Consider the following 18,448-nt stretch of genomic DNA (forward strand, 5'->3'; position numbering starts at 1 on the left):
ATCACCATCAATTCCAGAATGGAATCGATGGTATGTCTCGAAGCGACGTTTCGGCAATGGATGAAGTTGCTTATGTTACGGGCTGCGCCATCACGGCGACCTGAACCGACACCGAAACAAAAGGAGCGTATTGATGAAAGCGATTTGCGTCACGCCCAGCCGAGGGCTAGAAGTTCGCGACATCCCGACCCCGGACCAGCCCGCGCCGGGCCATGTCGTCATCGACATGGATGCGTCCGCAATCAACCATGGCGACAAGACTTTCCTGAGAGCACCCAACGCGGCGGGCAGCATACCGGTAAGCGGTCGCCACGATGTGTGGGGTGCTTCGGGATCGGGGCGTGTCGTCGCGCTGGGAGCAGGTGTCCCGCAGGAATATGCGGGCAAGCAGGTGGCGATCTACCGCGCGCTCGCCAGAAGCCCGGAGAACGTCGGACTGTGGTGCGAGAAAGCGCATATGCGTTACACGAGTTGCCTGATCCTGCCCGATCATGTTCGCGCAAGGGACTATTGCGGCTCGCTCGTCAACGTCATGACGGCCTACGCTTTTCTCGAAGAGATCGCTGAAGCGGGTCACAAGGGCGTGATTGTCACGGCCGGGAATTCGGCGACCGGCTATGCGCTCGCTGCGCTCGCACGCAGAAGGAACGTACCCGCGATTTTCCTCGTGCGCACCGAGGCAGCGCGTGAAGCGCTGCGCGGGTCGGGTGTGGAGCATGTCATCGTCACGCGTGAAGGCTTCACCGATACGCTTGCCGCGTTATCCACCGAACTCGAGACGACCGCTGTGTTCGACGGCGTCGGCGGTGACCTGCTCGGGAACATTGCCCCCAGCCTGCCGATGAACGCCACGATCTATTTCTATGGGTTCCTTGGCGGGAGCACACCGGCATCGATCGAGTCCGCACTCTTCATGATGAAGAATCTGACCATGCGGCGTTTCAGCAATTACGACAGCAGGACCGTGAAGGATCAGGACAGGCTCGTTGCTGCACTGAAGGCGCTTGAAGGTGTGATCGACGATCCGATGTTCGCGACCCGAATCGGCCAGGAATTCAGCCACGATCAGATCGAGCTGGCCATGGCGTACAAATCGCTCGACGGGAGTAAAGCTGTCCTGGTTGCATAGATTTCGGCATTTATTGCATTCTTCGTTTTATCGAGTGGATGCCAATCGGATAAATTGCGGAGCGAATAAATTGCGAATTGAATAAATCGATAAAATCATTTAAAAGAATTTGACAACGAGTCACCCGCATGATCCCATCCAGCTATACCCGATCGGCAGACCGATTAATTTCTTTCAATTAGAAATTAATTGAATTTGGCTCGGCATTTACACGGAAACCAGGAAGTTCTGTAGTTACATAATTTGCGCTGATATTTAAGGTTTTCTTTTATAAAGAGAAAACCCTTATCGAATTGCGTGCTCATTATCTGGGTAACGCCGCTCGACGCCTGCTGACTGCGTCTTGTAGAGACGCGTCCAGCCGCAGGCCACACCACAACTATCCGCATACGCGCTTCAAAGAAAGTGCGTGAGTCACTGGGACTGGGCATGTTCTCGCGAATATGCCATCCCAGCAGTTGTTCCCCTATCGCAATCAGGAGATGTTCATGAGAACAGGAATGCTCAAAGGTCTTATAGCGATTCTTTCCGGATGTGCACTGGCGGCATGTGGAGATAGCGGTTCTGGCGGCGTAGCAAGCGTGGCACACCAGGAAAAGGCAGTGGCGGCAGCAGCGGTACCGGGCGGATTTCTATTTAGTCCCTATAAGGACATCACGATCAGCCTGAACTGGAACACAAATGTGATCTCCACCAACGTGACCGGTTCGCTTCAACCGATCCTGAACGTATTGCCGGGCAACCTCAGCACCCTGACGTGGGCCTTTGCCACCGGAGAGTGCGGTAGCGAAAACTGGGGCGGACTGCAGCCGTCGATGGTCGCCAGCGCCAACGTGCAAAACATGGTGAATGCCGGGAAGAAGTACATCCTGTCGACCGGGGGCGCGGCGGGGACGTTTACCTGCGGCACGGATGCCGGATTCCAGAAATTTATCCAGACCTACAACTCGGCCAATCTCGTGGGCGTCGATTTCGACATCGAACAAGGCCAGAGCCAGGACATCATCAACAATCTGGTCCAGCGGGTCATCACCGCGCAGCGCACCTATCCGCAGTTGCGTTTCAGCTTCACGATCGCGACGCTCGGTGGCAATACGCCGCAAAGCCTGGGGGGCGAGGGCGTCATGGTCATGAACGCCATCAAGAGCTATGGGCTGACCAACTACACGGTCAATCTGATGGCGATGGATTACGGCAGTACCAGCGCATCGAACTGCACGATCAGCAACGGGCAGTGCGAGATGGGCCAGTCTGCCGTGCAATCGGCGATCAATCTGCACAGCTACTACGGCGTTCCGTATTCGCAGATCGAACTGACACCGATGATCGGCGGCAATGATACGCAGGGCGAAACGTTCACGCTCGCCGATGTGGCCACGGTCACCTCGTTCGCCCAGCAGAACGGGCTCGCGGGGGTTCATTTCTGGTCATTCGATCGCGATGATGACTGCACCCAAAGTTACTCTTCGCCGACCTGCAACAGCTATGGACAAGCCGGCACGCTGGGCTTCACCAACCGGTTCCTGTCCGCGTTGAATCTCTAACGTCTCTGGACATAGGCGTGCGGAGCAGGCGACGACGCCTGCTCCTGTCGAGAGAAAAATCCTGGTCGACCCCGGCAGGGGTGAGACAGCAAGATAAAAACGGAGAGAAAGAGATGAGACAGCAGCAAGCGAAATTAACGGCTGGCAGGCTCGCAAGAATGCTTTCTACGGCGCTACTGATTGCAGCGGCCGCCAATGTGCTCTATGCGACACCGGGTCAGGCAGCCACGCCGCCGGCATCATCCGCGGGTAGCTACACGATCGTCAACAGCAACACGGTCCGGTTTAACGCCTCAGGTGGGTCGTGGGTCATCTTGCACTACGTCGTGGGTAGCGGATCGCAACTCAACGTCGCCATGACCATGTCTGGAACGAGCGGAACGTATACCGTGCCCAACCTTCCCGCTGGCAGCGTAGTGAACTATTCGTTCACTGTCGGCCAGGCAAACGGCTCCGCGTATGACACGGCATGGAGCCAGCTGACGATGGGCTCGTCGACACCCGCCTCCGGATCGTTCCCGGCCACTGGAACCACGATCAATCTGGTGAACGGCACCAACGGTGCGTACCCGGATAGCCAGGTGTACTGGACGATGGTCGGAATGGACCCAACGAATAACAACGCCTATGTCCACGTCAATTGCTCGGGGGCGCTCGTCCCCATGAGTGCCGGCGACGACTCCGAACAGACCAAGAACGGTATCGGCTACGCGAACTATTCGATTCCGCTGTCGCAATGCAAGTCGATCACGATCCCGCAGATCACGTCCGCGCGGCTCTATCTGAGCGTGGGTAGCACCATGTACCTGCAAGCGGTAGGCAGCCCCGTAACGGGCTATACAGGGCCTAATATCGACAATCCAACCGATCCGAACATCGACGTCACGTTCGACTTCGTCGAGCTGGACGTGAATACCGCGAATTTCTTCGGCAATACCACGCGCGTCGATCAGTTTGGTTTCCCGGTGCAGTTGCGACTGCAAGGTCAAGGCGGGTACGACCAGACGGTCGGCGAGACGGAAACGCGTGCGGCGCTGTTCCAGGAGTTCCAGGCGCAGGTGCCGGGGCCATTTCAGGGACTCGTGCAGTCGCCGTACCGGATCGTTGCACCGGCACACGGCAGCTTCAATACGGGCGGTGCGAACGGGACCTATCTGGATAGCTACATTCAGTCCGTCTGGAATCAGTACACCTCGCAAAGCCTGACCTTCACCGATGCGCAGGGGACCTTCACGGGCCATGTCGTCAATGGACAGTTCCAGTTCACGGATGGCCAGGGCACGTACTACATCAACGCCAAACCAACGACGGCCGAAGTACTGCTTGGCAACGGTGTCCTTAACGATGCATCGAACGCCGCACCCGGTGTACCGACCGCCAAACAGTTGCAGATCCAGGCCCAGCTATGCGCAGCGTTAAACCGCCATGTTGCGGAGAACGCCGCACTCTGGGCCACTTCCGGCAACTTCTATGCGACGCAGCCGACCAACTCGTACTCGCAGTTCTGGCACGCGCACGCGATCAACAACCTGACCTATGGATTCCCCTATGACGATGTGAATGGATTTAGCTCTTCGCTGGTGGGCACCAACCCGACCATTGCAACGATTACGGTGGGCTGGTAACTGCAGGCATTCGTTGGCACGGGCATCGCGCCCGTGCCATTCGCTCCGTGGGACGCCGTTGCGAACCACGGGGCACCTCAAACAAGGCGCAATCCGTTCTCCGGCAACACTTCCTGAATGACGGCGAACCGATGCTCCTTCACTGCATCGTGGAATTTCCGGTAGTCGCTTTGCTCGAACGCCGGAGTCCAGAGCGGCATTGAACCGCCATCGCCCTTAACCTTGATGCCTGTCGCCTTGTGCTTCCAGGAACCGGGTCCTTTAGGGACGTAAGCAACCAGTTCCTCCTTCAAACCCGGGAACGCACCCGCTGCCAACCAGTCGTGGATGACCTCCAGCCGTGCGTTTTCGTCCGTGTTCACATTGGTCGAAAGCAGTTCGCGCAACACACTCTTCGCATCGGCTTTCAGGCCCGGCTGGGTATCCAGATCATCTGCGCCTGCGCAGTACGCCTGCACGGCGCGGCAAGCCATGTCGGCGGCGACGAGGAAGTCGGGGAGATTGTCCCGTACCACGCGATGTCCCTTGCCGTTGATGTAGTGCCATTTCGCCCACGGCTGGTCGGGGTAGTGCAGAGCGGCGCCATGTCCTAGCGGAACGGTACGAGAAAGCACTTCGGCCTCGACATCTTCGACCAGGTGGTCAGTTGCGCGCCGGAGATGTTCAAACCATTGTGCCGGGGTACAGTCTTCGGCTTCGAGGTGGCTGACCTTGTTGTAGTCGGACTCGATGCCGGAGAAACCCTGATGTGCCCAGGTATCGACATACGTGTGCAACGTCACGCCAAGCCGATGCAACGCGTTATCGGTACCTTTCTTCGCAATGGCCTTGAGAATGACGTCACGCGCAACCTTGCTGTCGGGACGGCAGACTGCGCGCTCCTCGAGGGTATCCCCTTCCCCTGCAGGGAGAAAATGAAACGGCGTCCAGACAAGTCGGTTCAACTCGTTGAACAGGTTCTCATAATCGAAAATCTTGTGGGCGCTGGCAATGCGCTCGAAGCGCTCGCCGCCCGCGAAATACAGCAAGCCCGGCGTTGTCGCATCGTCGACGTACTGACACGCGTGTGCCACGGTCGTTGCGTCCGCAACCGGTAGGCCGGCAAGTCTCGATACGACGTAAATGACGCCATAATGGAAATCGATATTCATGACTGGTCTCTCTTTTCTTCGCCTGTTGCGTAGTGGGGTCGCGGGCAGATTGTCTGCAAGTGTGCCCGATTCTTTACGCACGGTTGACGGTTCGCGTTGGCGCTGCCTAAAGAACGAGTGTTACAGGACTTAATTTCAGCTTCAAGTCCGGAAACCCCTCACGGGGTACTTTTCCGGAATGGCGGGGGATATGTCGACTCCGGATGTTGGCCGTGGAGACAGGCGTACGGCCAGCGTTTCGCATTGTGGATGGACCTTTGTGACGAATTCCATTTCTGCGTGATAGGCGCTGTTTCATCGGCTCAACGATGTTGAAGACGCATCCATCCAGGTCGTCAACCGTGCTCATTCGACATGTCTGGCCGAATCGCTGAGAATTCAGGGGACGACTCACTTCAATACCCTGGCCGAACAAAGCGCAACGGCCAGGGTGAATGTCCGACGCCGATAACCCGATCTCCGAAAGAAGAACAAGGCGATAGCCATGCATTCCATAAGACCAGCAACAGTAGAAGACGCGGCACGTATTGCGGTACTTGGCACGCATGTGTGGGTGCATACCTATGCGACGGAGGGTGTGTCTGACCTCTTTGCGCAATACCTCCTGACGTCGTTTGCGCCAGAAAGAATCCGGGCACTCGTGACCGATCCAGGCGTCGTTCTACTGGTTGCCGAAGTAGAAGCGAATCTTGTCGGATATATCGTCATGCGCTTCGGTTCGTACCATGCCGATGTCCCTGTCGAAATCGAAACGCTCTACATCCAGGACTCGTTTTCCGGCCGCGGGATCGGATCGGCGTTGCTGACTCACGCGAGAGGCATTGCAATGGCGAGAACCGGGAATCGTGCGGTCTGGCTGATCGTTAACTCCCGAAATGAGAAGGCGATCGCTTTCTATCGGTCTCACGGAATGACGCAGGATGGGATAGCGTACTTTGAGCTTGGTGGTTTCAAGTATGAGAACAAAGTGATGGTGGCGAGGGATTGACGAGTGTGTGCCTCGCGCCGCTTGTCAGTGAGGTCAACGCACTAAACCGAAACGCGTCAAGCTCAATGCGACGAAACATAAGTTGCATCCGCAAATACCTCCGGGATGGCGAAGCTCTCGCGCATGCGCTTCGCCTCCGCTGCCGGTGTCAAGCCGAACAGACGCTTGAACTCCCGGCTGAACTGCGACGGACTCGTGTAACCCACCGCGTGGCTCGCCACGTCTGCGGTCATGTCATGCCGCACCATCAACAGGCGAGCCTGATGCAAGCGCGTCGACTTCACATACTGCATCGGCGATACCTGCGTCACTGCCTTGAAGTGACTGTGGAAGCTCGGCACGCTCATCCCCGCTTCTTCGGCCAGTTGTGTGACGTCGAGGGGTCCTGCGTAACCAGCATGGATCAGGTGAATTGATCTGCCTATCCGGCCAAACTGTCCTCGCATCGCTAGAGCCTCTCTCATCGAGCTGCCCTGTGCGCCGGAGAGCACACGGAAATACACTTCACGCAGCAACCCTGGACCGAGCACGGCAGCTTCAAGCGGTCGATGCAGTGCCTCGAGAAAACGCAATACGGACGCCTGCATGGCTTCATCCATCGGCGTCGACATCATGCTCTGAGGCGCTTGCACACGCTCCGCTATGCCTTCGCGGTCGATCTGCGCCGCCAGCTCGGCAGCCATTGTGAAATCGAGGTGCAGATACAGTGCGAGCAGCGGGCGCTGCGGCGTTGCATCGGTTTCCATGCTGAACGGCACCGGCACGGACACGGCGAGGTAGTGGCGCTCATCGTAGAGATAGAGCTGGTCCCCAAAGTGACCTCGTTTGCGACCCTGGCAAACGATCACGATGCCGGGATCGTACAGTACCGGCGTGCGCGATAGCGCCCGGTTCGAACGCAGGATGCGCACGCTCGGCAATGCCGTCAGGTTGTAGCCCTCCTCGGGCGCCAACGCGCGCAGCAACGCAACCATGCGTTGCTGGCTTTGAGAAGATAGATCCCCGCGCTGGGTATTGATACGCCTTGTGCTCATAGTTTTGTGCAATAAATTAAGCGGAATTTGGCTTATTTAGCCATGTTCATCAGACTAGTATGCACTCTCCAATCAAGTTTCGGGAGAGGTTTCAATGGCATCCAGCAAAGTTCTGCTCATCACGGGCGTCAGCAGCGGCTTTGGCCGCGCACTTGCAAAAGAAGCGCTGGCGGTGGGTCACAAAGTCGTAGGTACGGTGAGAAGTGCGCAGGCAAAACATGAGTTCGAGTCTTTGCATACGAGCGCTGCCTTTGCGCGTGTACTCGATGTGACCGACTTCGACGCGATCGATCATGTCGTGGCGGAAATCGAGGCAAGCGTGGGACCCGTCGATGTTCTCGTCAACAATGCGGGCTACGGCCATGAAGGCGTCATGGAGGAATCGCCGCTGTCGGAGATGCGCAGACAGTTCGACGTGAACGTATTCGGTGCGGTCGCCATGATGAAGGCCGTGCTGCCGTTCATGCGCGAGCGGCGTCGCGGTCACATTCTGAATATCACGTCGATGGGCGGCTACATCACGATGCCGGGCATCGTTTATTACTGCGGGAGCAAGTTCGCGCTCGAAGGCATCTCCGAGGCACTCGGCAAAGAGGTCAAGCCTTTCGGTATCGCCGTGACTGCGGTGGCGCCGGGTTCGTTTCGTACCGACTGGGCAGGCCGTTCGATGACGAGAACGCCCCGCTCGATTTCAGACTACGACGACATCTTCGAGCCGATTCGCCAAGCGCGAGAAGAGAAAAGCGGCAAGCAATTAGGCGATCCTGCGAAAGCCGCGCGTGCGATGCTTGCTGCAATCGCCTCAGACTACCCGCCCGCGCATCTTTTGCTCGGTAGCGATGCGCTCGGGCTCGTGCGAGACAAGCTGTCAGCGTTAGAGAATGAAATCGGCGCGTGGCAGGCCGTTACGCTCTCGACGGATGGTTGAAAACGGCCGCGGCGGGGACGCTGAACGGGTCCCCGGTTATTCACTCACACGTGCATGCCTGCCCTGCAATGCCAGGGCAAATCGCGCTGAGCAGCCGTCACGAGGAACGCCTGCAGTAGAGTAGTACCGTCTCGTCAATCTCCGCACCGTGCGCGCGCAATGCCGCAATCAGGTCATCCGGTGCGAATACATATACCATCCTGCGATTGCGCTCCCACCTGTCCGCACCCACATCGATAGGTAGCACTCGACACTAAATAGCGCTCCGCTATTCGCGCGCACGCAGCTATCTGTTCGCCACGTTATCAAGGCGACACGTTTCTCCGAAACGATGTTTCGCAATTGCCATCGGTTGATCGCCACTACATCAGTGCGTCATCGAGTCGGTGCTATTCTCCGGAACGATGTTTCGCCAGGACAGGCGTTGAGTTGCTAGAAGATGATGACGTTTTGATGCGATCTGCATCGAAAAGAAAAACGCATACAGGATGTTGATTGAGATCCGGCTGACCAGATATCTGCAACGCATGATTGTCGGAACCGTCGCGCATCAAACGACAATCCTGCCGATGCCTGCGCACATGAATCCTGGCTACGCACTAGCGATGCTGAATTGCTTTCAGTTGATGCACGCGACCAACAAAAAGCACATGATACGTATGGGCAAAACTGATGTGCACGGGCAAAGTTGCACAGCTAGTCGTCACGTCGTTCGACTCATTGATAACATAAACCATGCTGATCATATCGGGATGTCCTCGCCTGTCGGCCCTTACCGCAATACAGTCGTAACAAACCAGTAACGCTATTGCAATACGAAGATTGGCCAAGTGTCCTTTTCATCAACGCCCCGCGATTGAACGAACCGGACGGAGACGAGTACGACACCCGCGAAGAAGGGTGTGTCTCTGCGGCGTTCATTCGTGAAACAGTACAGGCCACTATGCGCGACAGCATCGTACAACTCGGAAGAGTGATTTCTAACGTAGGTACGACCAGGTTCTTTCCAGCCATGAAGCGGTTCATCGGCGACACGGTCGCGATCGATGCCATGCACGTGTCGATCTGGAACAGCGACGAGCAGCGCGGTCGCTTCATCGATGGATTTGCGGTTCATGGCTCCGCGCTGCATGGCGCCGATATGCGCGATCATCTTCCCGAGCCGTTGATGGCGGAGATTCTCGATCTGAACGGCCCGCAGGTCCTCCACGTGCAGCCGCAGGCAGCCAGTGCGACCGATTTGATATCGCCCATGTATCGATGTCTCATGTTGATGCGACGATTCAATTCGCATTTCATCATCGTGCTGCAACGAAACGCGGAACGCGGCGATTTCCGCCCGGATGAACTGACATCGCTCGGCGATCTGTCATTGGTGTTGTTGCCGCTCGTCGAGCAGCACACGTCGCCGCAACCGCCCGCCCCGATCGACGACACGCCCGCGATCACCGCTGCCGACACGTTGTTGCCGGACAGCAGCGTCGCCACGCTTTCACAGACCTTTCTGACGCGCCTCGAGCAGAGGCACATCACGCTGTCTTCACGCGAGCAACAGGTCTGCATCCTGATCCTCTCGGGGCACACGCTGCCCTCGATCTGCGAGGAACTGAACCTCAGGGCGAGCACGGTAGAAACCTATCTAAAACGTGCGCGCATCAAACTTGGACTCAGCGGACGTCACGGCCTGTCGCGCTGGATGATCGAATAGGATCGCGGCACGATCGGTCGTTCTATGACCGATCCCGCCATGCAAAAACGCCATTCGTACTAACAGCAAGGAGACGCGGTGGACTGCCGCGGTCTCTTCGGACTGGCGCGGCTATCGAAATGCATCGGGCATTTCACCAGAGCGGATTTTATGCTCCACCTCGAAGATTAACTAATAATTATCATAGTTTTTCAATGATTAATAATCGGCCAGATTAACTATCTGACGCCAATTGGATGTCGGACCATCTGCGCTGCCACTCCGGATGATTGAATGGATATGCACCCGTCATTACTTCACTCGCGGGGCCGTTATATTCATGACAAAATCCTGTTTTCAGCATATATTACCCACTGATCAGATCCCCCTCTTGCAAGATTTGCCGGCTTCCCGATTCACGGAAGATGCAAAAATTTCTCTGGGTGGTTTGTCGATTTTCATCGAACTTTCGCCCGATACATGGTATGTGCTGAATGTCGATTTCCACAGTTATTATGCACATGGCATTGAATAACACCAGTCAAATCCATTTTGAATTGTCTGAATGATTTTGTAATTTTTCGGAACTTGCGAAATGAATTGTCATTAGGTTATTTATGGTAATCGATTAAGATTTTAAATGAGAAAATATCGAGTCACTTGACGTATCATCACTTCCGGCCAACAAGACTCGTGTTATCGCCGTGTATTCGTCGGTGCTGGATCCGGCAAGGCTTTGCGACTCACCCCGTCGATACCAGCAATCGTTCCTGAAAGCCCTGAACCACAATACGAAACGCCGGAATCGAATCGCCGGCGCGGCATCGCCTTACCCACGTACCCTGATATTCACTGATAGCAATATGAAAGATTCGAAAGCATTTCGATAACTCACTTTCAACGTCCATTAGCGTCGAAACATCGGCGTAAGAGTCAGTGAGCAGCGAGATCATTTTCCCGGTGACAAGCAGGTCGTGTAGATTTCGAGGAGTTCGAATTGAACGGTTTTTTTGCGAAGATGGGACAGGTGATCACCGACAGCGGGACGGATAACTTCGTAGCTGGTGTACACAGACTGATCAACGACTACGTACCGGTCGACGTGACCGAGGCGACGAACTGGATTATCGACAAGACGAACAAAAACGTGGCCACGATTCAGCGCCTGGGCACGTGGGGCGCGGCTGCCAACCAGTTTAGCTTCGACCACGAGTCGCGCCAGTCGTGTGAAGACAGACCCGAATCGTCAATATTGAGCAGAATCGTTAACTCAGAAGATTCTCAGTTGATTCACTTAAAACCGCGCACCGTGTCTCATGACACTCGCGAGAATTCTTCGGGTATCGTTTATCAATGCATTCTCCTCTCTCATCAAGATAATAGACGACACGTCATTTCATTATCCCGGGCAGCGCAACCGCGAGATTTTTCGTTGCAGGAATTATCGGTATTAAAACAACTTTCCGATGCAATTCTGCCGGCAGTCGGATATCACGCTCGCAGAAGAATTCGGGAGCCGAAGCGTGATGGATTAATTGCCGCTGCGACGGGAGCCGCGGAAAACCATGCAATGCAGTTACAGCGAAACTTCGACGAGCGTCTGAATGAGATGGGCGTCGTGCTGTCGAGCCGGGAGTATCAGGTCTGCCTCGCGCATCTACTGGGCAACACGTTGCCGGCTATCGCCCGTCAGCTCAGCGTACAGGAAAGCACCGCGGCGACGTATTTCAAGCGGGCAGGCATCAAGCTGAATCTGAGCGGCCGGCACGGATTTGCGAAGTGGATGCTCGGCACTGCGTCCTAGCGGTGGGAGCAGGCCTGGGGCCGAGGTTCATCGCCGGATAGAGGCCCGTACATCGTCGCCATCCCCCATGTCGTCCCACTCGTTGTAAGTGGCGTCGACCTCGCTATGCCCTTCTGAAATGCCGCAATTGTTGCAGCATTCAATTGTTAAAAAGCCTTCAAGCGACCTTTCAATTTATCCAGAAAGGCTTAATGAAAAAGGCTGCCCGGGCTCTGAAATACTTTTGCTCCGACGACAAACAATTATTCATTCGCGCGCCGCAACAATAATCCGCTGCCTTTACGCGCCGAATCGCGCTACCCGTTTCGGCCGTCAGTACTTCTCGCCACAATGAAAAATGCGCGGGCCGAGAGGAATCAAACGGTCCCGGCAAGCTGCTCACGAGAAAAACTCCCGCCTCGCTGTAATAACCGCCCCTCCAGCTCCGACGAACGGCATGGGAATGCACGATGCAGCCACCCTGGCATCGCCCTCCTGTTTCTTTGCCAATGCCCACGAGGAGCCCCCTGCGCATGAACACCGTACGTTGTCTGTTTCGTCTAGTCGATTCCGCCACACTGGCCAACCGTTGGGGGCTCGCGCGATGGGCGCCGTTGCCATTGCGGCTGATCGTCGGATATGGATTTATTGCGCATGGCTACGCGAAGATCATCAAGGATCCCGAGAGCTTCGCCGCGATTCTGCACGCGCTCGGCGTGCCGGCCGCACACCTGATGGCGTGGGCGACGATTGTCATCGAACTGCTCGGCGGCACGGCCATTCTGGCGGGAGCATTCGTACCGCTCGCGGCTGTGCCGATGATCGTGGTGCTGGCTGTCGCCATCTTCACGGTACATCTGCCGTTCGGGTTCACATCGATCAAGCTGATGGCGGTGACCAGCGCGGGCCCGCAGTTCGGCCGGCCCGGCTATGAAACGGACCTGCTCTATATTGCCTGCCTTGTCGCGCTGGTTTTCGGTGGCTCGGGCCCGTTCTCGGTTGATGGTTGGCTACACGGTCGCAAGGTAACGAGAGGGGAATGAAGCGCCCGCGTGGCGTAACCTGCGCCAGGTCGACCGAAGGTTACGCGCTTACGCCACCTCGCCGCTGCGGCAAACGACCGCCTCGGGCTGCACTTGCGCGAGATGTCGCAGCAGCTTCGTCACCATCCCGACCACGGTCAGCGCGAGAATCACGAAGAACCCCGCGAGCGGCGTCAGCACCTGTATCGACACGAACCCAGCCAGCCCCATCATCGCCGACGACACAAGCAACAGCGCACACCCCAGAATCGCGCTCGTCAGCCCCGCGATATGCGGAAACAGCGAATTGCCCTTGGCCATCAGGGTCGGATACATCGCCCCGGCGCAGAACCCCATCACGAGCACGGGGGTGGCGAGTGTCCAGACACGCAGGCCGACCGTCAGCGCAAGCACCAGCATCGCGATCGACGCCGCGGCCATCACGCGCGCACCGATACGCAGCCGCTGCTCGGCGCTCGGCAGGCGCGCGCTGTGTATGCGATTCGACAGACCGCCCAGGAAGTACATCAAGCCGATGCCGAGCGCGAGATAGGCGAAGAAGGTGGGCGGCTCGTGCAAGGTGTTCTGCACCATGAACGGTCCGACGATGTTGAACACCAGCAGGATGCTGTAGCACAGCCCTTGCGCGAGGAAGCAGCTCTGGAACACCGGGCTCGAGAGCACCTTGCCCGCGTTCGTCAGCAGCGTACGCAGTTCGAGATGCACTGGCCGCGGCAAGGTCTCGCGATAGCGCCAGACCAGCGCCCACATCACCAGCGAATAGACGAGCAGGAAGACCAGGCAGGACTTCCAGCCGAACCACGTTTGCAGATGGGCGCCGATCACCGGCGCGACAATCGGCGCGAGCCCCCATGCAATCGCCATGTACGTGAACGCATGGATCAGCGCCTGCCCGGAGAAGGAATCGGTGATGATCGCCTTCGCGAGCAGGTTGGTGGCGGCAATACCGAAGCCCTGCAAACAACGCGCGAGCAGGAACGTTTCAAGATTCGGCGCGGCAAGCGACAGCACGCAGCCGATCGTGAATATTACGAGGCCGAAAGCCAGCACGGGCTTGCGGCCATATGCGTCGGCTACAGGCCCGAAGACAAGCTGGCCGAGCGCGTAAGCGGCCATATAGCCGGACACGCTCGACTGGATCGCCTGAGGCGATGTCGCAAAGAAACGCGCCATGGCGGGGAGCGCGGGCACGTAAATGTCGATCGCGAGCTGCCCCGCAGAGGCAAACAGACAGATCAGGAATAACAGGAAGCGCGGCGAATTCGGCGCGCGCGCAGGAGTCAGCGCGTGCTCAGGGACAGTGTGGTTCATGACAGCTTGAAGAGGCGGATTCGGGGGACGTGCATGGTTCGCTGCGAGGGACCACAGCGTGTATGTGGCGTCATCTATGCGTATTGTGCCTGTTATCGCGTGATGGCGCGTTCGTCCCGGCAAGTGCTGGGGTTACTGTTCAGACGGTGTCGCTGCGTGCGTGGCTGGTGATTCAGTAGTGGTAGCGGCACGAGATAACGTTGAGTTGCGGGCCGGCGATTTCGTAAACATGATGTTCAAGGCACCGCTCATTTGCCACCTTCCACCAGCTTGCGGGGCTTGACCTTGCTCGCCCGTGCTTGCGCGATAGAGCGCTCCAGATGGGCAACGTTGGCTGGGGAGCGCAGCAGGTGAACAGTTTCCATCAGGCTGTCGTAATGCGATTGCGACATGACGATCGCATTGGGCGCGTCGCGCCGGGTGATGAGCGTAACGCCCATGTCATCGACGACCTGATCAATGACGCTCTTTAAGTTCGCTCGTGCGTCGGTGAACGGAATGGTGCGCATGGGCTCCCCTCGATGGATAACATGTACCGCAGCAGGTACAACTCTATCGCACCGCCATTGACATGCACGGCACATGGTACATGTGTGTCATTCCGTTAGCCCTTGAGCAGGTGTTGCCACGACGCGCTAAACGCACTCGCACGACGACACGTCCATTCGAGCCTTCACTCCGTTCATCAACCTAGAAGCGATCAAGCATGCCGAATTGCACGCCCCGCACCGACGCACCGGGCCACGAAGGCGTCAGTCCCGTGACATTCACGCCGCGCAGCGTGAATTCGCCTTGCCCCCGGTTACGCAGCCAGCCGGCGCTCGCATAGAGCAGCACGCGCTTCGACAGGTCGTACTCGCAGGCCGCGCTGAACTGGTCGGCGTTGTTGTCGCCGCCCGAGCGGTCGCGCATATAGGTATAGCCGAGCGAGGCACGCAAGTGCGCGTCGATGGCATAGCGCGCCGACACCGATATGCCGTCGTCGTGATAGCGCGGCGTGCCGCCGTCGCCATTGAAGAACGACACGAAGCCCGTCACCGGACCGTAACCGTACGAAACGCCACCAAGGTTCGCGCGTAGCGCACCGGCGCCGTGTGTCTGCTGATGCGCATAGGAAATGCGGAACGGGCCGTTGCGATATGCGAAGGTTTCGATGTGGCCCGCGAGGCCGTTGCCGTCGCCATCGCTCGCATCGCGCAACGCGGCCATCAACGTGGTCGAGAAGCCGTGAAATTCGGGCGACAGATACGTGATCGCGTTGCTCACGTAGGGCGTGATCTTCGAGAGGTTGTCGAGACCCGAGGCGATAGTGCCCGCCCCGAATGTATCGAGGCCGCCCTTGAACGGGATGTAGATCGGTGAGTACTGGCGGCCCATGCGCACCGTGCCGTAAAGCGTGCCCACACCGATCCACGCCTGCCGGTTGAAGATCGTATTGCTCACGGCATAGGTGCCATCGGCGGAACTGAAACCGTTTTCGAGTTCGAACAGGATGTCGATGCCGTTGCCGATGTCCTCGGCGCCGCGCAGGCCGATGCGTGAGCCACGATAGGCGCCCGAGTCCATGCGCGCGACGTAGCCTGCGCCGGGATTGGTGATTTCAATGCTGGTGTCGAACGCGCCGTAGAGCGTGACGGAGCTTTGGGCATGCGCGCTCATCGCGTGTGCGGCGAGTGCCGCGAGCGCCGCCTGAGCAACAAACACCGCCAGCGCGCGCGGCGCGCGACGGCGGTGTTGTGCCCAGAAAGCACCGCACGCCGCGCTCGACCGCCCCATTACTGCGGCGGCAGCGCGTAGGCGATCACGTAATCACCGAGTTTGGTGCCGAACGAGCCGTGGCCGCCCGCGGCGATCACGACGTACTGGCGACCGTCGATGGAATAGCTCATCGGCGTGGCCTGGCCGCCCGCGGGCAGACGGGCCTCCCAAACCTGCTCGCCATTGTTCACGTTGAACGCGCGGATGTAGTTGTCCGCCGTCGCGCCAATGAACGCGACACCGCCCGCAGCGACCATCGGACCGCCCAGCATCGGCATACCCATCTTGAACGGCAGGGGAATCGGCGAACTGTCGCGCACGGTGCCAATGCGCTTCTTCCACACGATCTCGTTGGTCTTCAGATTGATCGCAGAGATGTAGCCCCACGCCGGTTGCTTGCACGGCAGACCCAGCGGCGAGAGGAACGGATTAATCGTCACGCCGTACGGCACGCCGTACTGCGGCTGGACGCCCGACTCGGTGCCGCTACCCTTGGCACCCGCCTCCGGTTCCAGCGGGTTGCCCGGCCCACGTGGAATCAGTCGCGAGACGAACGGCAAGCCGATCGGGTTCGCGACGGCGATCTGGCGGTCGGTGTCGACGGCAAGACCACCCCACTCGAACACACCCAGGTTGCCCGGGAACACGAGCGTGCCCTGCAGCGACGGCGGTGTGAACGTGCCCTCGTAACGCAGCTGGTGGAACATCACGCGGCACACGAGCTGGTCGAACATCGTCGCGCCCCACATGTCGGCGTCGGTCAGATTCTTCGACGGACGATACGTGAGCTGTGAGAACGGCTGGGTCGGCGCAAGGTGGTCGCCGGGGGCCGCGCCCTGCGGCACGGGCGTTTCGGGTGCCGGCACGACCGGCACACCGGTGCGGCGGTCGAGCACGAACAGGTTACCGGTCTTGGCCGGCGCGTACACGACCGGCACGGTTTTGCCATCCTTGTCGGTGATGTCGGCGACCGTGGGCTGCGACGGCTGGTCCATGTCCCACAGATCGTGGTGCACGCTCTGGTAGAACCAGGCGAGCTTGCCGGTCGAGGCGTTGAGTGCGAGCAGCCCGGTGGCGTATCGCTCCAGCTCCGGCGTGCGGTCGCCGCCCCAGATATCCGGCGTCTTTACACCCATCGGCAGATAGACAATGTCGAGCTTCGCGTCGTAGGCGGCGGGTGCCCACGAGTTCGGCGAATTCCATGTGTAGTGTTCGCCCGGGCCCGGTATGTGATTCGGGTCCTTCGCGCCCGGATCGAACGCCCAGAGCAATTCGCCCGTGCGTACGTCGAAACCGCGGATGACACCCGACGGCTCGCGGTTCGAGAAGTTGTCCTCCACAGCGCCTGCCACGACGATCACCTTGTTCGTGACGATCGACGGCGAGGTGGGTTCGTACATGCCTGGTGTCGTGACCGGCTGGGCGTGTTGCAGGTCGAGGTCGCCGTTGCTGGCGAAGCCCGCGCAGCGCTCGCCCGTTTGCGCGTCGAGTGCGTAGAGATGGCCGTCGTTGACGGGCAGATAAATGCGACGCGTACAGGCGCCGTTGGCTGAGGGTGCGACTGCCGCCGCTGGTGTCGTTGCTGCGTCACTCGCGGCTGCGGCAGACTGGGCCGGTGCCGCGCTCGCCGATAGATCGACATACGACACACCGCGGCAGGTCACGTGCTGGAACGACGGATCTGCCTTCAGTTTCGGGTCGAACTTCCACTTCAGCGCACCGGTCTTCGCGTCGAGCGCAAACAGGATCTGATGCGGCGAGCACAGATAGAGCAGATCGCCGATCTTGATCGGTGTGACTTCATTGGTGATCTCGCCCGGATCGTTCGGGCCTTTCATGTCACCCGTGCGGAAAGTCCAGGCCACCTGCAGGTTCTTCGCGTTGTCCGGTGTGATCTGCTGCAGCGGCGAATAGCGCGTGCCTTCCTGGGTGCGTCCATAGGCTGGCCAGTCGGCGGGATCGATGCCGTTCGGATTCGCTGCGGGCGTTCCGGTCGCTGTACTGAATGAGCCGTTGACCGTCTGCGGATCGTTGAAGCTCGCGTAGACCAGCACGCCTGCCCAGATCACGAGTGAGGCGACCAGCGAATTCACCGCGAACCTGCGCGGCGCATCGAGCCGCCAGCTCACGAGCAGCAGCAGCCACACACCGAACACGACGAGCACACCGGAGCGCGGCGCGAGCGCCCAGAAGTCGGGACCCGACTCCCACAGTGCCCAGATCGCCGTGCCGACGAGTACCAGTGCATAGAGCGTGAGTGCCGCCGGGCGGCGGCGGTACAGCAGCCAGGTCACGCCGAGTAGCAGGATGCCCGTCACGACGTAATACGCCGACCCACCGAGCGAGAGCAGCCATACGCCGCCTATCAGCAGATACAGCGCCGTTAGCGCGGTGAACAACAGGGTGATGACGCCGATGAAACCCGCGGATGTCGATTGTCTGGGCATGATGATCTCAACCTTCGTTT

The 18,448-nt window shown here is 58.6% G+C and carries 15 protein-coding genes; 9 read left to right on the top strand and 6 right to left on the bottom strand.

What is annotated here, in order from left to right; translation table 11 throughout:
* Window positions 1-133 precede the first annotated feature (133 nt).
* The 3 genes from BWP39_RS25865 to BWP39_RS25875 all read left to right on the top strand — a co-directional run bounded on the left by BWP39_RS25865 (window position 134) and on the right by BWP39_RS25875 (window position 4,298).
* Entirely contained in the window at window positions 134-1,129 is a 996-nt protein-coding gene (locus BWP39_RS25865) for an alcohol dehydrogenase catalytic domain-containing protein (RefSeq protein WP_096725099.1), read from the top strand.
* A 488-nt stretch (window positions 1,130-1,617) separates the two neighbouring features.
* A complete protein-coding gene (locus BWP39_RS25870; protein WP_096726177.1) occupies window positions 1,618-2,673 on the top strand; it encodes a glycoside hydrolase family 18 protein in 1,056 nt (351 codons plus the stop codon).
* Between the two features lie 158 nt (window positions 2,674-2,831).
* Entirely contained in the window at window positions 2,832-4,298 is a 1,467-nt protein-coding gene (locus tag BWP39_RS25875; protein WP_207557102.1) for a glycoside hydrolase family 64 protein, read from the top strand.
* 77 nt (window positions 4,299-4,375) lie between these two features.
* On the opposite strand, the gene BWP39_RS25880 is transcribed toward BWP39_RS25875, so the two are convergent.
* On the bottom strand, window positions 4,376-5,530 hold the full coding sequence (locus BWP39_RS25880) for a DUF6765 family protein (protein ID WP_207557103.1): 1,155 nt from the start codon (window positions 5,528-5,530) through the stop codon (window positions 4,376-4,378).
* A 403-nt stretch (window positions 5,531-5,933) separates the two neighbouring features.
* Between BWP39_RS25880 and BWP39_RS25885 the strand changes: the two genes are divergently transcribed.
* Window positions 5,934-6,437 carry a GNAT family N-acetyltransferase gene (locus BWP39_RS25885; RefSeq protein ID WP_096725101.1) on the top strand — a complete coding sequence of 168 codons (504 nt, stop codon included), beginning with the start codon at window positions 5,934-5,936 and terminating at the stop codon, window positions 6,435-6,437.
* A gap of 62 nt (window positions 6,438-6,499) precedes the next feature.
* On the opposite strand, the gene BWP39_RS25890 is transcribed toward BWP39_RS25885, so the two are convergent.
* Window positions 6,500-7,471: an AraC family transcriptional regulator gene (locus BWP39_RS25890; protein ID WP_096725102.1), complete on the bottom strand. Its 972-nt coding sequence runs from the start codon at window positions 7,469-7,471 to the stop codon at window positions 6,500-6,502.
* Window positions 7,472-7,565: 94 nt separating this feature from the next.
* On the opposite strand from BWP39_RS25890, the gene BWP39_RS25895 reads away from it, so the two are divergent.
* The 5 genes from BWP39_RS25895 (at window position 7,566) to BWP39_RS25915 (ending at window position 12,912) form a co-directional block, all read left to right on the top strand.
* Window positions 7,566-8,399, top strand: a complete 834-nt coding sequence (locus tag BWP39_RS25895; RefSeq protein WP_096725103.1) for an oxidoreductase — start codon at window positions 7,566-7,568, stop codon at window positions 8,397-8,399.
* A 488-nt stretch (window positions 8,400-8,887) separates the two neighbouring features.
* Window positions 8,888-9,202 carry a hypothetical protein gene (locus BWP39_RS25900; RefSeq protein WP_096725104.1) on the top strand — a complete coding sequence of 105 codons (315 nt, stop codon included), beginning with the start codon at window positions 8,888-8,890 and terminating at the stop codon, window positions 9,200-9,202.
* A gap of 5 nt (window positions 9,203-9,207) precedes the next feature.
* Window positions 9,208-10,107 (top strand): helix-turn-helix transcriptional regulator, encoded by a 900-nt coding sequence (locus BWP39_RS25905; protein ID WP_133116941.1) that lies wholly within the window; start codon window positions 9,208-9,210, stop codon window positions 10,105-10,107.
* A gap of 976 nt (window positions 10,108-11,083) precedes the next feature.
* Window positions 11,084-11,890: a helix-turn-helix transcriptional regulator gene (locus BWP39_RS25910; RefSeq protein WP_133116942.1), complete on the top strand. Its 807-nt coding sequence runs from the start codon at window positions 11,084-11,086 to the stop codon at window positions 11,888-11,890.
* A 512-nt stretch (window positions 11,891-12,402) separates the two neighbouring features.
* Window positions 12,403-12,912 carry a DoxX family protein gene (locus BWP39_RS25915; RefSeq protein WP_096725107.1) on the top strand — a complete coding sequence of 170 codons (510 nt, stop codon included), beginning with the start codon at window positions 12,403-12,405 and terminating at the stop codon, window positions 12,910-12,912.
* Window positions 12,913-12,960: 48 nt separating this feature from the next.
* On the opposite strand, the gene BWP39_RS25920 is transcribed toward BWP39_RS25915, so the two are convergent.
* From BWP39_RS25920 to BWP39_RS25935, 4 genes are all read right to left on the bottom strand, one after another.
* On the bottom strand, window positions 12,961-14,223 hold the full coding sequence (locus BWP39_RS25920) for a multidrug effflux MFS transporter (RefSeq protein WP_096725108.1): 1,263 nt from the start codon (window positions 14,221-14,223) through the stop codon (window positions 12,961-12,963).
* Window positions 14,224-14,471: 248 nt separating this feature from the next.
* The gene (locus BWP39_RS25925) at window positions 14,472-14,732 is read right to left on the bottom strand and encodes a type II toxin-antitoxin system Phd/YefM family antitoxin (protein ID WP_096725109.1); all 261 of its coding nucleotides are present in this window, start codon (window positions 14,730-14,732) and stop codon (window positions 14,472-14,474) included.
* Between the two features lie 181 nt (window positions 14,733-14,913).
* Window positions 14,914-15,927 carry a porin gene (locus BWP39_RS25930; RefSeq protein ID WP_207557104.1) on the bottom strand — a complete coding sequence of 338 codons (1,014 nt, stop codon included), beginning with the start codon at window positions 15,925-15,927 and terminating at the stop codon, window positions 14,914-14,916.
* A 71-nt stretch (window positions 15,928-15,998) separates the two neighbouring features.
* Window positions 15,999-18,428, bottom strand: a complete 2,430-nt coding sequence (locus BWP39_RS25935; protein WP_096725111.1) for a glucose/quinate/shikimate family membrane-bound PQQ-dependent dehydrogenase — start codon at window positions 18,426-18,428, stop codon at window positions 15,999-16,001.
* Between the last annotated feature and the right edge of the window lie 20 nt (window positions 18,429-18,448).

It is taken from the genome of Paraburkholderia acidicola (assembly GCF_002362315.1).
Lineage (GTDB): Bacteria > Pseudomonadota > Gammaproteobacteria > Burkholderiales > Burkholderiaceae > Paraburkholderia > Paraburkholderia acidicola.

What these genes read in the sequence shown, in the direction of transcription:
- BWP39_RS25865 (WP_096725099.1), top strand. Translation starts at nt 134, where the DNA reads ATGAAAGCGATTTGCGTCACGCCCAGCCGAGGGCTAGAAGTTCGCGAC.
- BWP39_RS25870 (WP_096726177.1), top strand. Translation starts at nt 1,618, where the DNA reads ATGAGAACAGGAATGCTCAAAGGTCTTATAGCGATTCTTTCCGGATGT.
- BWP39_RS25875 (WP_207557102.1), top strand. Translation starts at nt 2,832, where the DNA reads ATGCTTTCTACGGCGCTACTGATTGCAGCGGCCGCCAATGTGCTCTAT.
- BWP39_RS25885 (WP_096725101.1), top strand. Translation starts at nt 5,934, where the DNA reads ATGCATTCCATAAGACCAGCAACAGTAGAAGACGCGGCACGTATTGCG.
- BWP39_RS25890 (WP_096725102.1), bottom strand. Translation starts at nt 7,471, where the DNA reads ATGAGCACAAGGCGTATCAATACCCAGCGCGGGGATCTATCTTCTCAA.
- BWP39_RS25895 (WP_096725103.1), top strand. Translation starts at nt 7,566, where the DNA reads ATGGCATCCAGCAAAGTTCTGCTCATCACGGGCGTCAGCAGCGGCTTT.
- BWP39_RS25900 (WP_096725104.1), top strand. Translation starts at nt 8,888, where the DNA reads ATGTTGATTGAGATCCGGCTGACCAGATATCTGCAACGCATGATTGTC.
- BWP39_RS25915 (WP_096725107.1), top strand. Translation starts at nt 12,403, where the DNA reads ATGAACACCGTACGTTGTCTGTTTCGTCTAGTCGATTCCGCCACACTG.
- BWP39_RS25920 (WP_096725108.1), bottom strand. Translation starts at nt 14,223, where the DNA reads ATGAACCACACTGTCCCTGAGCACGCGCTGACTCCTGCGCGCGCGCCG.
- BWP39_RS25925 (WP_096725109.1), bottom strand. Translation starts at nt 14,732, where the DNA reads ATGCGCACCATTCCGTTCACCGACGCACGAGCGAACTTAAAGAGCGTC.
- BWP39_RS25935 (WP_096725111.1), bottom strand. Translation starts at nt 18,428, where the DNA reads ATGCCCAGACAATCGACATCCGCGGGTTTCATCGGCGTCATCACCCTG.